Origin of the sequence: Paenibacillus sp. G2S3 (assembly GCF_030123105.1) — a bacterium.
Classification (GTDB): domain Bacteria; phylum Bacillota; class Bacilli; order Paenibacillales; family Paenibacillaceae; genus Paenibacillus_AQ.
The window spans coordinates 5,429,552-5,449,203 of record NZ_CP126095.1 but is presented as its reverse complement, the minus strand read 5'-3'; the positions used below and the strand labels follow the sequence as shown (position 1 = coordinate 5,449,203).

At 46.8% G+C, this 19,652-nt stretch carries 15 protein-coding genes; 12 read left to right on the top strand and 3 right to left on the bottom strand.

Annotated elements, in window-relative coordinates; genetic code table 11:
- Window positions 1–237 precede the first annotated feature (237 nt).
- The 5 genes from QNH28_RS23945 (at window position 238) to QNH28_RS23925 (ending at window position 7,488) form a co-directional block, all read left to right on the top strand.
- Window positions 238–2,052 carry a sensor histidine kinase gene (locus tag QNH28_RS23945; protein WP_283908832.1) on the top strand — a complete coding sequence of 605 codons (1,815 nt, stop codon included), beginning with the start codon at window positions 238–240 and terminating at the stop codon, window positions 2,050–2,052.
- The gene (locus tag QNH28_RS23940) at window positions 2,053–3,702 is read left to right on the top strand and encodes a response regulator (protein WP_283908831.1); all 1,650 of its coding nucleotides are present in this window, start codon (window positions 2,053–2,055) and stop codon (window positions 3,700–3,702) included.
- Between the two features lie 71 nt (window positions 3,703–3,773).
- Entirely contained in the window at window positions 3,774–5,471 is a 1,698-nt protein-coding gene (locus QNH28_RS23935; RefSeq protein WP_283908830.1) for a glycoside hydrolase family 13 protein, read from the top strand.
- Between the two features lie 148 nt (window positions 5,472–5,619).
- Window positions 5,620–6,354, top strand: a complete 735-nt coding sequence (locus QNH28_RS23930; RefSeq protein WP_283908829.1) for a class I SAM-dependent methyltransferase — start codon at window positions 5,620–5,622, stop codon at window positions 6,352–6,354.
- A gap of 39 nt (window positions 6,355–6,393) precedes the next feature.
- Window positions 6,394–7,488, top strand: a complete 1,095-nt coding sequence (locus QNH28_RS23925) for an MBL fold metallo-hydrolase (protein WP_283908828.1) — start codon at window positions 6,394–6,396, stop codon at window positions 7,486–7,488.
- Between the two features lie 767 nt (window positions 7,489–8,255).
- On the opposite strand, the gene QNH28_RS23920 is transcribed toward QNH28_RS23925, so the two are convergent.
- Window positions 8,256–8,864 carry a phosphatidylglycerophosphatase A family protein gene (locus QNH28_RS23920; RefSeq protein ID WP_283908827.1) on the bottom strand — a complete coding sequence of 203 codons (609 nt, stop codon included), beginning with the start codon at window positions 8,862–8,864 and terminating at the stop codon, window positions 8,256–8,258.
- A 272-nt stretch (window positions 8,865–9,136) separates the two neighbouring features.
- On the opposite strand from QNH28_RS23920, the gene QNH28_RS23915 reads away from it, so the two are divergent.
- From QNH28_RS23915 to QNH28_RS23905, 3 genes are all read left to right on the top strand, one after another.
- Window positions 9,137–10,261, top strand: coding sequence for a GerMN domain-containing protein (locus tag QNH28_RS23915; protein WP_283912247.1), 1,125 nt, complete (start codon window positions 9,137–9,139; stop codon window positions 10,259–10,261).
- Between the two features lie 150 nt (window positions 10,262–10,411).
- Window positions 10,412–11,170, top strand: coding sequence for a ribonuclease PH (gene rph, locus QNH28_RS23910; RefSeq protein WP_094878472.1), 759 nt, complete (start codon window positions 10,412–10,414; stop codon window positions 11,168–11,170).
- A gap of 1 nt (window position 11,171) precedes the next feature.
- A complete protein-coding gene (locus QNH28_RS23905) occupies window positions 11,172–11,813 on the top strand; it encodes an XTP/dITP diphosphatase (protein WP_283908826.1) in 642 nt (213 codons plus the stop codon).
- 119 nt (window positions 11,814–11,932) lie between these two features.
- Here the strand turns inward: QNH28_RS23905 and QNH28_RS23900 are convergent, their stop codons facing one another.
- On the bottom strand, window positions 11,933–14,137 hold the full coding sequence (locus tag QNH28_RS23900) for a glycosyl hydrolase family 18 protein (protein WP_283908825.1): 2,205 nt from the start codon (window positions 14,135–14,137) through the stop codon (window positions 11,933–11,935).
- A gap of 77 nt (window positions 14,138–14,214) precedes the next feature.
- Window positions 14,215–16,095, bottom strand: coding sequence for a glycosyl hydrolase family 18 protein (locus QNH28_RS23895; RefSeq protein ID WP_283908824.1), 1,881 nt, complete (start codon window positions 16,093–16,095; stop codon window positions 14,215–14,217).
- 598 nt (window positions 16,096–16,693) lie between these two features.
- On the opposite strand from QNH28_RS23895, the gene QNH28_RS23890 reads away from it, so the two are divergent.
- The 4 genes from QNH28_RS23890 (at window position 16,694) to QNH28_RS23875 (ending at window position 19,604) form a co-directional block, all read left to right on the top strand.
- Window positions 16,694–17,122 carry an NfeD family protein gene (locus QNH28_RS23890; RefSeq protein ID WP_283908823.1) on the top strand — a complete coding sequence of 143 codons (429 nt, stop codon included), beginning with the start codon at window positions 16,694–16,696 and terminating at the stop codon, window positions 17,120–17,122.
- Window positions 17,122–18,057: an SPFH domain-containing protein gene (locus tag QNH28_RS23885; protein WP_283908822.1), complete on the top strand. Its 936-nt coding sequence runs from the start codon at window positions 17,122–17,124 to the stop codon at window positions 18,055–18,057. The genes QNH28_RS23890 and QNH28_RS23885 overlap by 1 nt, the downstream gene beginning before the upstream one ends.
- Before the next feature lie 102 nt (window positions 18,058–18,159).
- A complete protein-coding gene (locus QNH28_RS23880; RefSeq protein ID WP_283908821.1) occupies window positions 18,160–18,615 on the top strand; it encodes a cupin domain-containing protein in 456 nt (151 codons plus the stop codon).
- Between the two features lie 152 nt (window positions 18,616–18,767).
- Complete coding sequence (locus QNH28_RS23875) at window positions 18,768–19,604, top strand: aldo/keto reductase (protein WP_283908820.1); 837 nt, start codon at window positions 18,768–18,770, stop codon at window positions 19,602–19,604.
- The last annotated feature ends 48 nt before the right edge of the window (window positions 19,605–19,652 follow it).

The following is a 19,652-nucleotide window of genomic DNA, read 5'->3' as shown; positions in this document are numbered from 1 at the left end:
AACCCACCTTTTTTAGAATGAAGTATTTTGAAGTAACGATTGTTAACCATCAAGGAAGACGATAACGTCGTTTCTTCTTGCATCCTCATCTTAAGAGTTTCTAGCTAATAGAAACATGGTCCATATTTAAGAATGATGTAGGCATTTTTTAGCGAATGTAAAAAGCCAGTTCAGGGTGTAATGATTTCAGTTATACTTGGTTTACACATCTTTCTATTATATATGAAGGTGGTTCTCATGAATCGAAACTTTCGCTTAGTCAGCCGTTATCGCCATCTTCCGCTCCAATTTAAGCTGTTATTATGGTTCGTTCCCCTACTTCTGGTGACCATATTCGCTATGGGCTGGAACTCGTATCAGATCTCTTCGCAGCAGGTTGTGGAGAAAATGAAACAGTCGCAGGATCATCTGACCAAAAAAACAGCAGAACAGATCGATGAGATGGTGCGAGGCATGATATCTTTTTCGAATACACTCTTTCTGGATGAAAGTGTGCAGCGGCTCTTAGCATCATCTGAAGCACAAAAGGAACGTAATTCTGTATTTAAGACCGTTACCAATCTTATGGTTGCAGGCAATTCTATTCAATCTCTGATTCTGTATTCTTTAGATGATAACAATGGAGCAGAGCCTTTTGCTGCGAATCAGGCAGGATTGACGACAGGTATGAAGTACTCAGATTTTATCAAAACCTCGTATTATAAAGAAGCTATTAAAGCAGCAGGTAGCCCAACCTTTGGACTCTCCAGGCCGACTGACGGCATTTTTGTAGGCGATCATTATCATAAGATTGTACTTTCCAGAATCATCAAGAATATTTACACCTTAAAGCCGGCAGGACTCGCTGTGATCGGTGTGGATGCAGGGAAGATAGGGAGCCAATATCTCGACAATGCTGAAGATGATGTGGATATGTTCGTGATTGATCGGGATGGGCTGATTATTACGGCTTCGAATCCGAGCTGGATTGGCAAAAGAGATCTGGAACTTCCGTATTTTGCGGATAGTGATCCTAAGCTGACTGTGAAAAAAAGGCTGGAATCTACAGCGGATCATAAACAGTGGATTGTGTCGCATCTGCAGTCGGAGACGACAGGCTGGTATGTGGTGGTGGCTCATTCCAAGCGGCAGCTTGTTAAAGAGCTCGGTCAGATTTTACAGGTCACGATGACGATTGCTGTTCTGTGTTTAGTAGTTAGCCTAATGGTTACCTGGCTGGCAGCTGCCGCTATCACGAAACCACTGAAGAAGCTTTCCCGTTCGATGCGCAGACTGCAGACAGGTGATTTCACGCAGCGGGTATTTTTTGAAGGAAATGACGAGATCGGCTTACTCGGGCATGGTTATAATCTAATGGTGCAGCGGATTAAATCGCTCATCAATGATGTATACGCCTCAAGAATGAAGCAACAGGAAGCAGAGTTGAAAACGCTTCAAGCCCAAATCAGGCCTCACTTTTTATATAACACGTTAAATACAATCTGTTGGGAAGCTGAGAAGAAGGGAGATAAAGAAATTGCCGATATGGTGTATTCTCTCTCTCAAGTGTTCCGACTGAGCTTAAATGATGGACGTGATACATTTACTTTGGAGCAAGAAGTGGAGCTGGTGACCAATTACTTGTTCCTGCAGAAAAATCGCTTCAAGGAGCGTTTTGAATTCGAAATTTCTCTGGATGAGAGTATCAAGGATTTCACAGTTCCGAAGCTGCTGCTGCAGCCACTAGCCGAGAACGCAGTGATTCACGGGATTGAGCCGCTGTCTGGAAGTGGACTGATATCCGTTCGAGCTTACCGTATAGAGAAGACTATAGTGCTTGAGGTACAGGATAATGGTGTAGGGATCACGGCAGATAGACTGCTAGAGCTACATCAACGTTTAGCAAGGGGAAATTCTTTACCTGAGGAAGACAATGTTGGACGTACAGGCTTTGCGCTCATGAATGTGCAGGAACGGCTGGCCTTATTTTTTGCGGGAGCCTCTTTACAACTAGAGAGTGTGGAAGGGGCAGGCACACGTATTATAATTCATATCACTGTGGAGGGGCCATAAATGATGAAGCTGCTGATTGCTGAAGACGAAGATACGATCCGTGAGGGCATTGTGAATATGATTGATTGGAAGTCACATCAGATTGAGGTCATGGGTGAGGCGGGGAACGGAAGTGAAGCGCTGGCTTTGATGGAGAATGAACAGCCCGATCTTTTGTTAACGGATATTCGTATGCCACAAATGGGTGGTCTCGAGCTGATTGAAGTCGCACGGCGTAGAGGTTACGGCTTTCGGTCGATTATTTTATCGGGGTATAACGAGTTCTCTTATGCGAAGCAAGCAATTTCCCTGGGTGTTGTTGATTATGTGCTGAAGCCATGCCGACCTGAGGAAATTCTGAAGACGGTACTGAAGGCCAAGGAACTTATTGAAAGACAACGAAATCAGGAGGATGAACAGCTTAAAAGAGATCGTTCCTGGCATAAAAATGCACCGCTTGTCAAAAGCCAGGTTCTGTCTCAATGGATTTATCATCCACCAGTCCCGCTAGAACGGCGACAGGAGCTGATCGGAGAGTTATCTATGGCGATTGGCTTTGAAGGGCCGCAGATTGGTCTGGTCAGCTTTGATTTTGATCCACCCTCCGCTACAGGAACAGGACAGGATTTTGTACTTCTACGTTACGCAGCGTTAAATATTATCAGTGAGACCTTGTCTCCTATCTATAGAGGAAAAATAGAGACTTTTCATGATGGAAATAACCTGCTCTGGATCGGCAGCGGCTTAGCCGGAACGGATTCTCGCAAGCCTTACCGAGCACCCCTCCAATTGAAAGAGCAGATTGAGAAGCTGCAGAGTAATTTGGAGAAATACCTTAAGCTGTCCATCAGTATTGCCGTTGGCTCCTGTCGTTCGGATATTTCTGAAGCGCATCTGTCGTATAAAGAAGCCCTTCAGGCGATGGAATCGCGATTTTTGAACGGTAAAGGTGGTGTCTATTACTATACAGAAGGAACGGGAATTATAGGTGGCGCTCCACAGGAAATAGGGATTTTAGATGATTCTGAATTAAATGTGCTGGAGGATGAAATGCTTGTGGCGGTGGGTGCGGGGAGCAATGAGCTCGCACTCGATCTGCTCGAGAAATGGCTGGATCGTTTTCGTAGCAATCCGGGATGTCTTAAGCAAGAAGTGAATATTCGGGCAACTGCTTTTGTAGTTCGATTAAAGAGACTCGCGCAGGAAAAACAAGTCGCTGGCTTCGAATGGAAGCAGCATTTGGTCAATTGGATGGAGCAGGCTCCACAGATAGAGACGTTGGAAGAATTGTCTACGATTTTGAATAAGGTCATGCAGAATGTAGTGGAGGCTTTCTCCAACCATCGTCCGCTGCATCGCACAGTAGTCACTGCCATGGAGATCATTCGCAATAAATACAATACCAATCTGACACTAGAGTATGTTGCGAAGGAAGCCTATGTTTCTAATACTTATTTAAGTTCACTATTCCGTCAGGAGCTTGGTGTGAATTTTCTTGATTACTTGCATCAATACCGGGTAGAAGAAGCGAAGAAGCTGCTCCGTCAAAATCTAAAGATGTACGCCGTTGCCAAATTGGTAGGGTACGGTGAAGAGCGCCACTTCAGTGCTACTTTTAAAAAATGGACGGGACTTACACCTTCACAATATCAAAAGGGATTAGGGAAGTAGGGGGGAATTGTTATCTACTAGGCTCTGTGTGGTTAAACTCTACATATAGCTAAATAGGAGGTAACCGAGTTATGAACCCCAAATGGTGGAAAGAAAGCGTCGTGTATCAGATTTATCCGATCAGCTTCATGGACAGCAACGGAGATGGAATCGGAGACTTACGTGGCATTATATCCAGACTGGATTATTTACAGGACCTAGGTGTAGATGTGATTTGGGTCTGTCCTATTTATAAATCACCTAACCATGATAACGGGTATGATATCAGTGATTACTGTGACATTATGAAGGAATTCGGCACGATGGATGATTTTGACCATTTGCTGAGGGAGTTGCACGCACGTGGAATGAAGCTGATGATGGATTTGGTGCTAAACCACACGTCACATGAGCATCCTTGGTTTGTAGAATCCAGGTCGTCGAAGGACAATCCTAAACGGGACTATTATATTTGGCGAAAAGGTAAAAATGGCGGCCCTCCGAACAACTGGGAGTCTTACTTCAGTGGCTCGGTATGGGAGCTTGATCCGCGGACGGATGAATATTATCTGCATCTCTACTCCAAATACCAGCCCGATCTGAACTGGGAGAATCCGGTGGTCATTGATAAGCTGCATGAAATGGTGGAGTGGTGGCTGAAGAAGGGTGTGGATGGATTTCGTTTTGATGCAATTGCCCATATCGTGAAGACGAAAGGGTATCCAGATGCAGACAACCCGAACAGAACACCTACTGTAAGGGCCTATGGGATGTTTTCCAATCTGGCAGATGTGCATACCTTGCTCCAGAATCTATATGATAAGGTCCTATATTTCTACGATATTATGACGGTAGGTGAGACCTCGGGGCTCGGACCAGAGCAGGCACTGGATTATGTTGGGGACGGACGCCGGGAGTTAAATATGACTTTTCAGTTTGAGCATATGTTTCTCGATGCCGCTTCGCCGGGTAGTGGAAAATGGGATGTGGTTCCCTGGAGTCTACTTGAGCTGAAAAAGATCATGAGTAACTGGCAGACGGTACTCCATGACAAAGGCTGGAATGCGAACTATTTATGTAATCATGACCAGCCGCGCGCAGTGTCTCGGTTCGGGAACGATCTCTTTTACCGGATTCCATCGGCCAAAATGCTAGCGACCTTCATTCATATGCTGGAAGGCACACCTTACATTTACCAAGGAGAAGAAATCGGCATGACGAATGTCTGTTTCGATTCCATTGATGAATACCGGGATGTGGAGACACTTAATTATTATGAAGAGAAGCGGAAAAATGGCGTTCCAGAAGAGCAGATTATGTCTGCGATTCATCATAAAAGCCGGGATAATGCCCGTACCCCCATGCAATGGGACGATGGACATGCAGGTGGCTTTACAACAGGGACTCCCTGGATTGAAGTGAACTCCAACCATATGGAGATCAACGCTGGCAATGCGGTTAAAGATCCGGATTCCATTTATCATTACTATAAACAGCTGATTGCGTTAAGAAAAAAATACAAGGTGATCGTGTACGGATCGTATGAGCTACTGCTTGCAGAGCATACTGAGATTTATGCGTATATCCGAACTTTAGAGGATCAGCGATTGTTGGTTATTTTGAATTTTTTTGATGGAGAGCCTGAATTCGAATGGCCAGCGGGGTTCGATTCAGAACCAGATCAGCTGGAGCTATTAATCAGTAATTATACAGTGTCCAAAGATGAGGATATCCGTTCACTCAAGCTTCGTCCTTATGAGGCAAGAGTCTATTTACAGCAGCGTGTGTAAAGGAAGCTTCAATAAGAGTTGTCATTAAAGCCCGAGAGGTCACGATGATGACTCTTCTTTGAGTTTGTCAGCAAAAGACTGTACAATGGCGTTACATTAGCATACATGAAGTGAGTTGTAGGATGACGCCTGTAGGAGGAGAGACAACATGACTGAATGGTATGAAAAGAGCTTCGGAGAGGATTATCTGATCGTATATAAGCACCGGGATTTCGGTGGCGCTCGTAAAGAAGTAGATCGGATGATCGCCTGGCTGAGACTGCCTCCAGGTTCAAAAGTGCTGGATTTATGTTGTGGGATGGGACGTCATTCTCTGGCACTTGCGGAGGAAGGATACGAGGTTACCGGAGTAGATTTGTCGGAGGTATTGCTGCGTGAAGCTCGATCTCAAATCGGGGCGGAGAAGGTAACCTGGATTCGTTCCGACATGCGTGATTTACCACTAGATGGAGGATTCGATGCCGTAGTTAATCTGTTCACTTCTTTTGGTTATTTTGAAAAAGATGAGGAGCAAGTGAAGGTTCTGCGTGAAATTTATCGTCTGCTGAAGCCGGGTGGTAAGTTCGTTATTGATTTTTTGAATCCTGCGTATGTCATTCGTCATCTGGTGCCGCATTCTACGCGTGAGGACGGAGAGAATTTGATAGATGAGTCACGCCGGATTGAGGATGGTTATGTGAAGAAGGACATCATTCTAACCACTAAGAATGACCCTACGCCTCGTCAATATCATGAGCGTGTGAAGCTTTATTCACTGGAGGAGTTCAAGGAAATGATTGAGAAAGCGGGCTTGCAGCTCGAAGCTGTACATGGCAGCTATGAAGATGAGGTTTATGATACAGAAAGGTCCACGCGGATGATCTTTAGTGGAACACGTCCCTAAATGGTATCTGGAAAAAGATTCAAAGGTGGTGAACGCTCTATGTCTAAGGCAGAGATTACTTCATGGGACAAGAACATTCTCCAAGTCTCGGTACCCATGGACTCGCCTCTTCGTCAAGTGAACAGCTATATTCTTTCGGACGAAGATGGGAGAGTGACTATTATCGATCCGGGCCCGCGCAGCCCGGATACAGAGAATTGCTGGCTCGGGATTCTGCAGGAGCTGGACTTGTCGTGGATGGATATACGGGATATTGTCGTTACGCATCACCATCCCGATCATTACGGATTAGCCGGTTGGCTGCAGTCGCTGAGTGGTTGTAAGGTGTGGATGACGGAGCGCGCCCATGCGGAGGCCAGGTTGATGTGGGGCTTGGGCACTGGTGAAGATCTGGGGAATGACATGGATGAAGATACGGGAATAGATACTGGAATAGATACGGGAAATGGCGTAGACAATGATGTAGGCATAAATGAGATCTTACCGGATTATTTCATCCGGCATGGGATGACGGAGCAGTGGTCGAACGGGATTAAAGCCCACTTGGAAAGCTTTAATTCCCAAGTGGAGCCGCAGCCTGTCGTGTCTTATTTGAATGTGGCGGAGCCCTTCAAGATGGGCGGCCGTGAATGGCAGCTCATTATTACCGGCGGACATGCACCGGGGCATGTGAGCCTGTATCATGCTGGCAGCGGGCATATGATCTGTGGGGACGCTGTGCTCCCGCAGATTTCGCCTAATGTCAGTCTGTTACCAGGCAGCGATCCACAGCCGCTGCAGACATTCCTTCAGGGGCTGCGGGAACTGGGCAGCTATTCGGTCAGCATGGCGTTCCCGGGGCATCGCGAGCCCTTCGCTGGCTTCGCGCACCGGGTAAACAGCCTGCTCGCTCATCATGAGGAGCGGCTGGATACAGCGGCGGCCCTGCTCACCAGCGGGCCGCTGAGCGGATTCGCGGTGTGCGAATTCCTGTTTCGCAGCCGAGTAACCACCGTTCACCAGATGCGCTTTGCGATGAGTGAGACTCTGGCGCATTTGGCGGAGCTGGTGCGCCGGGGACGGGCAGTCATGCTGGAGGCAGACGGCGGTTTCTTGTTCGCTGCATCTGAAAGCGTTGGAGAGCATATCAGTTAGCGTATCTTGCAAGCAAGATCGAATTGTACTGGGAATTATAACTTGTTAAAGAGCAGTCCTGATTGTGGGGACTGCTCTTTTTTGTATTTGAGTAACCTAGTCTCTCCGTCCCTCTTTCCATCCTTCGATCGCTTTCATATTCATGCGTTAGCGTATGTATTCGGATTCAAGTGACGCTATTCGTGGATTTTGGGGCTTTTGAGGTTACTATTGGACCGGAAAGGCGTTATTACTAGTGTAGAGTAGTGGTTTTGGTCATTTTTGAGCGAATAGCGTCTCTGGAGTCCGAAAGTGTTCAAATTAAGGGTGATTAGTGAGTATAGCGTCTGCTGAGTCCGACAACGTGTGCGAAACGCTTTAAAAGTCGTGCAACTAAATGATGTATGTCGTGCAGCTAAATGTTGGTAGTAATTAAAGGGAATTTCACCCTGTAATTTCGGGTTTAATGATTCTAGAGCTGTTTATAGGGAATTTCTCCTTATAATTCTACCGATTTGGCTATAGATTGAGATTTTCATAGAGATTATAGGGAAGAATTCCGTATAATCTCTGAATTTGAGCCAAAATCGTTATTTTATAGGGAGGATTTCCTTGTAGCCAACGAGCCCTGTAGAACCCCCACCGCAGAACCCCTACAGCAGAACCCCTCGCCCGCTACTCACAAAAAAGCGATTGTTTCAGCAGCCCGCAGGGCTTACGAAACAATCGCTTTCTTTCAGAGTTTCATTTGATATATCTGAAACTCCTCATTTTGATGCATCCGAAACTCACTCCGGAGTTTCATCATATTCCGCAAGTTTCCTAGCGGCCTCTTCACGATCCTCCGGTGTATGAGGCAGTTCAAGCTCAATTTCGCGCTCGGCTTGCTTGCGGTGTGCGATTCGGCTACTGGCTGCCGCCGCCACAGCTCCGACGATGTCGTCGAGGTAGGTGTGGATCTGTCCGGTGGTTTTGTCATTTAACCTTTGAAGAACGCCTGGCTTTAGCTTGTCCACATAGCCATAGTTGGTAAACCCGATACTGCCGTATACGTTCACGATAGAGAAGGCAAGAATCTCATCTACGCCGTACAATCCCTCATCATTTTCGATCATATCCTGAAGTGGGGAGAACAGCTTGCCCTCTTCTGCCATTACATCTAATTGAATGCCTGTTAGTACAGCATTTTGTACTTCCCGCTTGCTAAGCACCATCTCTACATTATGGATACATTCATCCATCGTTAAATTCGGATAGTATTTCTGTTGCAGAAACATAACGAGCTCCGCGATTTCCTCCAGGGTTACTCCACGCTTGTTCAGCCAGAATTTGGTCGCATCTGCAACGGCCTTGCTGTTCAGACTGTACGGTATTTTTGCAATTTTTTCATCAGCCATGTTCAGTCACCTCGTTGTTTAGTAAGTCATTTCATTACAGCAAACGTTAGTATGATGTTAAGGACTGTTGTTACCTCAGATTGTACGTTTACAGAAAGTATTTGTCCAGAGAGGGGAGTTTCAGTGAACTGAAATCCAAGCCCTTCTTGATGTGAAAAAGTAGTTCACAGGCTTTTCCAACAATTTAGGATAAGCTGTTGTTATTTTTTGGACAAAGGTCTCGTATACATAGCAGTACAAATGATATCTAACCTTGAAAGGGGTAATAAATGATGAAACCTATGCAACAAATCCGCGGAATCTCCGCAGTCTGCTTACTCGCAGTTCCACTGGCACTGTCCGGCTGTGGGCTGTTTGGTTCAGAATCGGCATCGATTGATGCTCCGCCACCAGAGGTTGAAGCACAAATGTTACAGACTAGTGGAAATACTACGTTGGATTCAGGTGTATTCGGTCCTGTGACACAGGATGATACACAGACAGCGGTTAAAGGCAGCACCAAAACTTCACAGGGCAATGCTTCCGGAGATCGCACAACTGTATTTTTGGAAGATGGTAATGGATTACTCGCTCCTGTATCCCTAAGCTTGCCCAAGAGCAAAGATTCCAGCGCACTCAAAAACTCGTTAATGGCATTAGTGAGCAAGGGAGAATATGCCTCATCAGTGCCTGAAGGATTCCTAGGCGTTCTTCCAGCTGGAACGGAAGTCCAGAGTGTTACGGTAGACAAGAAGTCGAATTTAGCTGTCGTGGAATTTAATAAAGAATTCAATAACTATGATCCTTTAGAGGAACGTAAAATCCTCGAAGCTATCACTTGGACGCTGACCGGTCAAGATGACATTAAAAGCGTACAGCTCTGGGTAGATGGTAAGAAGCTCACAGAGATGCCGCTTCAAGGAACTCCGCTGGATCGTCCATTAACCCGCACAATGGGCATTAACTTGCCGAAGCAAGGTCCACTTCTGATGAACTCCAGTGCGGTTACTGTTTATTTTTCCACAACATCTCCTGACGGTATCCAATATTATGTTCCTGTAACTCGCTTTGTACCCGCCGGACAAGAACAGCTGACTGCTGCTTTGAACGAATTGATTGCAGGGCCTGAATCCGGAAATGGGCTGGAAATGGTCATGACGCAGGGAACGATTCTTGATTCCGTCGATGCAGGGCAGAACGGTGTAGTTACCGTGTCCTTGACAGATGATATGTTCACAGACGGTAAAGGCGTGCCAGCCGAGATGCTGGAATCCGTTGTACTGACGGTTGCGCAAAACTCAGACGATTCTCTTGTGCAAATTCGCTTAAACGGCAAGGAATCAATAACGGATACGGATAATGTGGACTACAGCAAACCTGTTTCCGCACCAGAATATTTGAATGAGATCCCGTTATAGAATGACCCCGTAAGGTTTAAAAGATGCTTTTGTGCCTCCTCTTTGGTAGAATAAAAGTTGCTCAAAAAGACGTAAGGTCCCAAGCAGTGCGCTACGGTGAAATGGGACTCACGCTAAACTTTTAGCTATACGATGTAGGAGGCAGAAAAGATGAGATCAAACGGGCGAAACGACGACCAATTACGGCCGCTGACAATAACAACCCAAACGAATAAATATGCTGAGGGCTCCGTAATCATTGAAATGGGAGATACCAAAGTCATTTGTACGGCTACTGTGGAGGAAAAAGTGCCTCCATTTCTTAAAGGGCAAGGAAAAGGCTGGGTAACCGCTGAATATTCAATGCTTCCTCGGGCAACCCAATCCCGTAATCAGCGTGAAGCTGCACGCGGTAAACTTACTGGACGCACCATGGAGATCCAACGGTTAATCGGACGAGCACTTCGTTCGGTAGTGAATTTACAAGCGTTAGGTGAGCGTAGTATTACGCTGGACTGTGATGTGATTCAGGCGGACGGTGGAACACGAACCGCTTCGATTACAGGTGCTTTTGTTGCTATGGCTTTTGCAATTAACAAAATTGCAGTTCAGCACAAGCTGCCAGTGTTTCCTATAACAGATTTTTTGGGGGCAATCAGTGTCGGAGTTGTAGGAGATAAAACGCTGCTGGATTTGAATTATGAAGAAGATTCCAAAGCAAAAGTAGATATGAATGTAGTTATGACTGGCGGCGGTGCCTTTGTTGAGCTTCAGGGGACTGGCGAAGAAAGACCTTTCACACGTCAAGAGCTGGATCTTTTGCTGGGTCTAGGTGAGAAGGGAATCTATGAACTGATTGCTGCGCAGAAAGAAGCGCTGGGAGCAATTGCTCTCAAAATCCCTTCCGGCCAGCCGGGACAAGAGGTGTAGCATGAAGTCTGACGGTGGCATTCTCATTGTTGCGACGAAGAATAAGGGAAAAGTACGCGAATTCGAGCATGCTTTTGCCCCGCTGGGGCTGACAGTAAAAAGTATGTACGATTATCCGGATCTGCCCGATGTGGTAGAAGATGGAGCCACTTTTGCCGAGAACGCCTTTAAAAAATCCAAAGCCGTAGGTGACGCCCTTGGAATCCCGGTACTCGCCGATGACTCGGGTCTTTGCGTAGATGCTTTGGATGGCAGACCGGGTGTGTACTCTGCACGTTATGCAGGGGAAGATGCGGGAGATGAAGAGAACAACCTGAAGCTGCTTAGCGAGCTGGAGAAGCTGAAGCAGGGCGAGGATACCGGACAGCCTTTGCTAAGTACAGCTCGGTTTGTCTGTACATTGTCCTTATACGATCCAAGCTCAGGACGGGAGTTAACCGCTGAAGGTGCAGTGGAGGGATGGATTACATCCGAGCCAGCTGGTGGTGGAGGCTTCGGCTACGATCCATTGTTTTACTTGGCGGAATATGAAAAGACAATGGCCGAGCTAACGCTCGAAGAGAAGCAGCGGATTAGCCACCGAGGAACTGCGCTAAGGTCGCTGACTGAGAAGCTAGCTGCTGCTAACGACTTGAATTCCTAATCTAAGCGCTCCATGCGGTCGCATGAGAGATAAAATAAAGAAGCTTGCAAATCCAAGATACATATCTTGGTTTGCAAGCTTCTTTTGGTTCATTAGGTGAAACTTATCATATTAATGAATTAGTTCAGCTTCCAGAGTGCAGGTGTTGCTGTCGGTTCCCAGCCCAGAAGTGAAGTGTGGGGCTGTAGACATGTATACGTTAACCCGTTGTAGCTAACCTTATCACCCGCTTTGTATGCTACTCCTGCTGCCCAGGCAGATATTCCCGGACTCGGTGTTGCAGTTGGCGTTGGTGTTACGGTTGGTGTTGAAGTAGGTGCTATAGTTGGTGTCGGCGTTGGTGCAACAGTTGGTGTTGGAGTAGGTGCTATAGTTGGTGTCGGCGTTGGTGCAACGGTTGGTGTTGGAGTAGGTGCTATGGTTGCAGTCGGCGTCGGTGTTACGGTAGGCTTCGGTGTTGGCGTCGCCGTTGGTGTAGTTGTCGGTGTCACTGTTGGAGTAGGTGTAGGCGTTGGAGTGATGCCTCCATACAGTTTGTCGTATTCCTGCTGGGATGAGCTTCCGTTCAGCGTAATTCGCTGCGGACCGCCCGAGAAATTCAGCTTCATCATGCCCGGAACTTCCAATGTGGCTCCGTTTGCAATCGTTTGGGATGCCGTTCCGGTAATACGATAGCGGTTAAAGTCCCAAGCCGTCGATATTTGCTCTACAGTTCCAGCTCCCCATGCAGAAGTCAGGGTTGTTGTTGTCGGTAGATCGAATTCCAGCTTCCAGCCACCGGAGATATCCGCACCTGTGTTATTCGTTATTTTTAAGGAGTAGGTATAATTCGGATGATCGTAAGTGCCACTGAAGCTAAGACTGAAGTTCTTAGGCGCAGGTAGTTGTGGCTTTGGCGTTCCTCCTGGTAGAGATGCTGACTTAAGCTGGTCATAGGCAAAATCGGTCAACGAGTTGCCATACGTATAGGTGCCATCACTCTTTTCAGAGTAGTCGCCTGTTAATTCCCAAAACATCATCCCCCCCAATCCTTTTTGCTTGATATAATCCAGTTTGTAACCGAGAGATTCCTTATCTTCATACGTAAGAAAAACCTTCTTGTCTGCGTTGTACAAGTATGGGGTTTTGGTAACAGGATCAAAATAGCGTTTGTTCGCTGGGTCTTTGAGCAGATTCAGCACATGCCAGATTGGATTTGCGCCAGCCGGCTGCTCTGGTGCAGGATCGTTCCAGATTCCGTATACGCCATCCGCTCCGCCTCCGGTTGTAGGAGCTGTACCGTAAAGACCGGTGTTGTTGATGCCCCCATTTACATTCTTCCAGCCACGTGAGTAATAAGGAACTCCGATGACGATTTTTTCCGGAGGAAGCGTACCCAAATAGTATCGAACGGCCCAGTCGGTATTCAGAACCGGAGTGCCGAGCGCAGCTGTTTCGGTATCTCGAGAATCCGGGTACAGGGCGGAATGCGGCCCTACATATCCATTCCATGCACCGTGGAAATCATAGGTCATAAGGTTTGCCCAGTCCAAATACTGGTTAGCTTCCCCTAACTTCATCCCGCCCAGAATCCAGGAGGAGGCGGTTGCAGCGATGGTTAGGTCATATTTTTGATTGTCCTGAGCGCCTGCCTGATCCAGCTTTTCGCGAAGCTTTTTCATGAGGAGAACATAATTGTTGTAGTTCACTGCACGCAGCGGTTCGGCTACACCGAAGTCATTCGGGTTACCTGATTGGCCAGTACCGGATGGGTACTCCCAATCAATGTCCACACCGTTGAACTGGTAGGTACGTAGAAAATCTACAACGCTGTTCGCAAACGTATCACGGCCAGCTTCTGAATTGGCCATGCTATAAAAACCACCAGAACCCGACCAGCCGCCAACCGAAATCAGGGTGCGGACATCGGGATATAGCTGCTTATACTTTACGAGTTGATTAAAATGTCCTTTATACGGCAAATTAGTTAGTTGGTCGGGATAGTCTTTTTCGATAGCTGCTGTACGGTCCATCAGATCAATCTTGTTCGTTTGAGGATTTACTTTGGCGAACGCATAGTTAATGTGAGTGATTTTGCCCCACGGTATTTTGTCGACAGTATAAAATCCTTTATTTTCCTGATCTCCCCACTCCGGGAAGTAAGCAACAATTTTACGTGGATGATCTGCAGCGGGAGCGGGAGCAGTTGGCGTTGTCCCTGCTGCAAAGGCCACTTGTGACGATCCGCCTGCACTTGTGTAAAGCGGAAGCAGAATGATGGCGCTCATTAAGGCCGCAATGTAGCGTGCGGATTTACTCCGCCTATTACGTGTACTTATATTCATTTAACATTCCTCCAAAAGGGATAATATGACTGCGGGAGTACATAGGAACAGTGATCCTTTCTCGCAAATCGGGAGTCTTAATTCAACTTCCAAAGAGCGGGTGTGGTCGCTGGTTCCCAGCCTTGAAGTGAAGTATGGGGCTGGAGGCAAGTATACGTTTTGGCATTATAGCTAACGATATCGCCAGTTTTATATGTGACTCCTGCAGCCCAGCTAGAACCCCCAGGAGTTGGTGCTACTGTTGGTGCCGGAGTTGCCGTTGGCGCTGGAGTTGCCGTCGGTGCTACTGTTGCCGTCGGAGTCGGAGTGGCTGTCCCGCATACGTTGATGAATTTCCAGACTCCAGTAGCACCGCTAAGGTCGGGACGATCGCCTTGTGTCCACCATTTAGCTTCATAGACTGAACCGTTGTAAGAAACTTGCTGGCCGCCAGTATATACAGCTGTCTGGCTCCATGCCGCTGCACATTGTCCCGGAGTAGCCGTCGGAGTTGGGGTTGGAGTTACCGTTGGTGTTGGTGTCGGTGTTGTCGTTGGGCTTACAGTAGGCGTCGGCGATGGTGTTGGAGTTACTGTTGCCGTTGGAGTCGGTGTCGGTTGCACAACTCCGCCGCCAAGATCGGCGTTCAGTTTGTTGGTTAGTGTTTTGTTCCGGTCACCACTTGTCTCCCAGAACATAGCACCAGCTAAGCCTTTTGATTTGAGATAATTGATCTTATGGCCAAAAGATTCTACGTCGTCATAGCTGATAAAAGTTTGGTTCGTTGGATTATAGAGATAAGGCACTTTTGAAGTGTCATTCCAATAACGGGTATAGCCGTTTTTGTTAATATAATTAGCTTCGAGGTCGTAGAAATCATAGCTTCCCTTCTCCCATGTACCTGTGGACGAAATACCAGCAGACAATTGGTATTGGCCATTTCCTGCTGCAGGAGCACCTCCCCAACCACGGCCATAGAATCCCATACCAAGAACTAATTTGTTCGCAGGTACGCCATTGGCTAAATAGCTGGTTACCGCTTTGTCGATGTTGAAGTTTTGCGGTTCGGTCAGGCCTGATGAAGATGCGGCTGGATCATAGTACAAAGGAGCATTGTGACCTGTAGTCTTATTCCAGCTTCCGTTGAAGTCATAGGTCATAATATTGATCCAGTCAACAATGGAAGCAATGCCAGCAAGGTTATTGTTATTGACATATGTCGGTCCTGCACCGGAAGCAATGGTCAGCAGATAGGTTTTTCCGTCGGTCTGACCGGCAGCATTTAGCTTCTCACGGATTTTTTGCAGAAGAAGGACATAGTTCTCCTTGTCTTCGGGACGGTAGCTGTTGCCTGCAAGCCCACCGCTGACTGGGTACTCCCAGTCGAGATCGACTCCGTCCATTTTATATTTACGAATAAAGTCTACCGCAGAGTTGGCAAAAACCTCACGGGTTACGGCCGTAGCCGCCACATCCGAGAAACGGTTCGACCAGGTCCAGCCTCCAACGGAGATCAATGTTTTCAGGTTCGGGTTCTTTTCTTTCAGCTTCCACAGCTGCTTCAGGTTACCTTTGATGGGATCATCCCATTTGTCATCCCCAAAGCTCTTTCCGGTGTCAATCCACGGGTCACCCAGCACAATCGTGCCGTTCGGAACGTTAATGGTCTGTGCTTGCTCATTTTGACAGCTCCAAGTTACCGGATTAGGGCCAGTAGGGTCAGGGTTGCCGTGAATACCATTCCAACAAATATCTGCAAAGGCGTAGTTAATGACATTCATTTTGGTGGGATCGATATCTGATACATTGTAAGCCCGCCCGTAAGCGGCCCAAGAAGCGTAATAACCAACCAGTTTATAATCCTGTGCGGCGTTGGCCGTTTTGGCACTACTACCCAGGGCTGAAAAAAGTGTAAGAACAAGCGCGGCGATCATTGCGATCGCAAAGGTCTTACGTGAACTTTTTTTCGTGAATATCATTGATTTTATACCTCCAAGGTTCAATGTGTAGTTCGAAATTCTTTTCGGCAAGAAACCCTACCTTCACCTCCCATAATTTGAAATTCACCTGTACCTTCACCCTTGCATATCTCTCATTCTACTGACACCCATTTCATAGATTTAGCAGCAAAAAAATAGCGGTCCACATAAAGCTTACACAATAAGTAAGCGCTTTCTAAACTGCTGTTTTAAGGATTACATTTTGACAAACTTGTAGAGTAACATTGTTAAAGGGGTGTAGGGTGAGTAGAAGAGTGGGTTTGGAGTTCAATAATTAGGATTAATTTCTTATTTATGGGTGAAGGCATTTCTTATTTTCAAGCATAGAGAGCGATTATGCTAGGGATAAAATTCAGTAATATAGGGGGACATTTTTCTAATTCATGGATACTTGTTTAGGGGAACTTTGATAGAAAAGGTGCATGTCCTCTTTTTCAGGAAAAGCATGCAGAACACATAACCTCCGATGTTATGAATATAAATTATATACATGCCTGCAATAATTTTACGGAACTATGCAACGCATCGCTGTTTTTTTCGTTATAGTAGTATCATACGGAAGGTGGTGGGTTCACCGATGGTTGTGTTTTGGTTGATCGCAGCCGGTGTCCTGTTTGTTGTAGAGATGATGACGCTTACTTTTTATCTGCTGTGGCTTAGTATTGGTGCGTTAGCCGCAGGCTTGGTATCGTTGATTGTTCCTGAAGCCATTTTGTTTCAGGTGGTCCTCGGATCACTGGTCGCACTTGGTCTAACTATATTCTCGAAACCACTGGTTTCTAAATTTCGCAGCTCACGTGGGTTCAAGGATACAGGCACAGAAATCGTAGGCAGGCAAGGAGTCGTCATTGAGCCGATTGAGCAAGGGCGCTATGGGCAAGTGAAGGTAGGCGGAGATACGTGGAGCGCGAGCTCTGACCAGTCTTTGGGCAAGGACGAAGTAGTCAGAGTAGTGAAGAGAGGCACGACCATTATCGAAGTAGAACGATGGGGGGACATGAACTAATGGAATGGGCAATTATCGGAATTATTCTTGTCGTGGTCGTAGTTTTTGTGGCATTAACGATCAAAATCGTACCGCAACAACGGGTAGGCGTAGTGGAACGTCTGGGTAAATTCAATCGTCTACTGACACCGGGTCTCAACATTTTGATTCCTGTGATTGATCAGGTGCGTACGTACCATGACCTACGGATTCAACAAGCAAATGTGCCTCCACAAACGGTAATCACGAAGGATAACGTGCAGGTGCAGATCGATACTATTATTTTCTATCAAGTAGTTGGACCAGAGGAAGCCACGTACGGCATTTCTGATTATGTATATGGGGTAAGAAACATTTCGACGGCTACCATGCGCCAAATTATCGGTAAGCTTGAATTGGATGAAACACTGTCCGGGCGGGAAAAGATTTCGACCGATATTCGGCTGGCGCTTGATGAAGCGACAGAGAAGTGGGGCGTGCGGATCGAGCGTGTGGAGGTTATCGATATCAAGCCGCCGCTGGATATTCAAGAAGCAATGGATAAGCAAATGAAAGCGGAGCGGAGCAAACGGGCGATTGTTTTGGAAGCGGAAGCAGCCAAGCAGGATATGATCCTGCGTGCTGAAGGGGATAAGCAGAGCAAGATTCTGAAAGCGGAAGGCGACAAGGAAGCACGTATCCGCCAAGCAGAGGGTTCAAGACAAGCACAGGAGCTGGAAGCTCATGGTGAGGCGAAAGCAATTCAAGCCGTGGCTGAAGCAGAAAAATCACGCATTGAGCTGATTCGCTCAGCAGGTCTGGATGAGCATGTGCTCGCTTATCGCTCCTTCGAGGCTCTGGCTGAAATCGCCAAAGGTCCTGCGAATAAAGTGTTCTTGCCAACAAGCGCTGTTGAAACGCTGGGAAGTCTTGGCGCGATTGCTGAGGTATTCAAAGCGAGCAAGGATAGTAAATAAATTTTACAATTCGTGCTTCTTCCGTTAAAGTAAAAAGCAAAAATAACCTTATGCATACGAAGCTATTGTTGCTCATGCAAACTTTGAAGGAGAGAAGCTACCGTGACACAAAAAGAAATCTCACCGCTAGTTGAACTGCTCGGATTACAGCCCCACGTTGAGGGTGGTTGGTACAAAAGACTTTGGAACTCGGAATTTGAAATTCCGCAGGAAGTGCTCGGCGATAGCTATTCCGGATCTCGTCATTCGGCCTCTTCAATTTATTTTCTGCTTCACGAGGGCGAGCAATCCGATTGGCATACTGTTTTGTCCGATGAAGTTTGGTTCTGGCATTCTGGTAGTCCAATAGTGCTTAGTCTCGGAGGTAATGGCGATAAGCCTGAGGATGTAAAGGAAGTTATCCTAGGTCTCGACATTGCTGCGGGTCAACAGCCGCAAGTGGTTGTTCCTGCAGGCGTATGGCAAGCGGCTCGTCCGTTAGGCTCAGAACCGGTACTGGTATCCTGTATTGTTTCTCCTGAATTCCATTTTGATGATTTCAAACTAATTGAGAAATAAGAAGAGCGGGGGCTAATGCCTCCGTTTTTTTATTAGAATATTGGGAATGATGATGCAGTCTGCTATACTCTTTGTGGGAGCGCTTGCTTCTGAAGCGTAAAATTAGGTTAAGTAAGATTAACGAAATAACAATATGCTTGGAGGGTTAAGCGATGAGTGAATTGAACGCACCGTTCTCGGGGGGACCCACTTTAAATGACGGAGTGACAATGCCGTGGCTAGGTCTTGGCGTGTATAAGACTAAAGATGGCGATGAGGTTATTCATGCGGTCAAAACCGCAGTGGAATTAGGATATCGGAGTATTGATACGGCTGCCGGTTACAATAACGAAGAGGGCGTTGGACAAGCTATTCGTGAATGCGGAGTGGCCCGTGATGAACTGTTTATTACGACGAAAGTACGCAACCCTGATCAAGGTTATGAATCAACACTGAAAGCGTTCGAGGTTAGTCGGCGTAAGCTGGGCTTGGACTATATAGATTTATATCTCATTCACTGGCCGGTGGCTGGGAAGTATCGGGAGACATGGAAAGCTCTAATTCATCTGCAAAAAGAGGGCCTCATCAAATCCATCGGTGTGAGCAATTTTCAGATTCATCATCTGAAGGATATCATCGAGGATACGGGAGTAGTTCCAGTTGTGAATCAGGTGGAGTTCCATCCACTTTTGACTCAGCGCGAGCTGCTGAAGTATGCCAATGAGCAAGGAATCCAGCTTGAAGCTTGGAGTCCGCTAATGCAAGGGAACCTTGATCTACCTCTTCTCCAAGAGCTGGCTGAGAAGTATGGTAAGACCCCCGCACAAATTGTGCTTCGTTGGGATTTGCAGCAAGGTGTCATTACGATTCCGAAATCGGTGAATGCGGATCGAATCAAGGAGAATGCGGGATTCTTTGACTTTACGCTGAGCGATGAGGATGTTAAAGCTATCGAAGATTTGAACAAAGACCATCGTTTTGGTCCGGATCCTGATAATTTTAATTTCTAAACCATTGCGAGTACAAGCCAAACAGCAAGCCACCGATACGGGGACTTG

What these genes read in the sequence shown, in the direction of transcription:
- rph (WP_094878472.1), top strand. Translation starts at nt 10,412, where the DNA reads ATGAGATCAAACGGGCGAAACGACGACCAATTACGGCCGCTGACAATA.
- QNH28_RS23885 (WP_283908822.1), top strand. Translation starts at nt 17,122, where the DNA reads ATGGAATGGGCAATTATCGGAATTATTCTTGTCGTGGTCGTAGTTTTT.
- QNH28_RS23920 (WP_283908827.1), bottom strand. Translation starts at nt 8,864, where the DNA reads ATGGCTGATGAAAAAATTGCAAAAATACCGTACAGTCTGAACAGCAAG.
- QNH28_RS23945 (WP_283908832.1), top strand. Translation starts at nt 238, where the DNA reads ATGAATCGAAACTTTCGCTTAGTCAGCCGTTATCGCCATCTTCCGCTC.
- QNH28_RS23895 (WP_283908824.1), bottom strand. Translation starts at nt 16,095, where the DNA reads ATGATATTCACGAAAAAAAGTTCACGTAAGACCTTTGCGATCGCAATG.
- QNH28_RS23930 (WP_283908829.1), top strand. Translation starts at nt 5,620, where the DNA reads ATGACTGAATGGTATGAAAAGAGCTTCGGAGAGGATTATCTGATCGTA.
- QNH28_RS23875 (WP_283908820.1), top strand. Translation starts at nt 18,768, where the DNA reads ATGAGTGAATTGAACGCACCGTTCTCGGGGGGACCCACTTTAAATGAC.
- QNH28_RS23890 (WP_283908823.1), top strand. Translation starts at nt 16,694, where the DNA reads ATGGTTGTGTTTTGGTTGATCGCAGCCGGTGTCCTGTTTGTTGTAGAG.
- QNH28_RS23940 (WP_283908831.1), top strand. Translation starts at nt 2,053, where the DNA reads ATGATGAAGCTGCTGATTGCTGAAGACGAAGATACGATCCGTGAGGGC.
- QNH28_RS23925 (WP_283908828.1), top strand. Translation starts at nt 6,394, where the DNA reads ATGTCTAAGGCAGAGATTACTTCATGGGACAAGAACATTCTCCAAGTC.
- QNH28_RS23905 (WP_283908826.1), top strand. Translation starts at nt 11,172, where the DNA reads ATGAAGTCTGACGGTGGCATTCTCATTGTTGCGACGAAGAATAAGGGA.
- QNH28_RS23900 (WP_283908825.1), bottom strand. Translation starts at nt 14,137, where the DNA reads ATGAATATAAGTACACGTAATAGGCGGAGTAAATCCGCACGCTACATT.
- QNH28_RS23935 (WP_283908830.1), top strand. Translation starts at nt 3,774, where the DNA reads ATGAACCCCAAATGGTGGAAAGAAAGCGTCGTGTATCAGATTTATCCG.
- QNH28_RS23915 (WP_283912247.1), top strand. Translation starts at nt 9,137, where the DNA reads ATGAAACCTATGCAACAAATCCGCGGAATCTCCGCAGTCTGCTTACTC.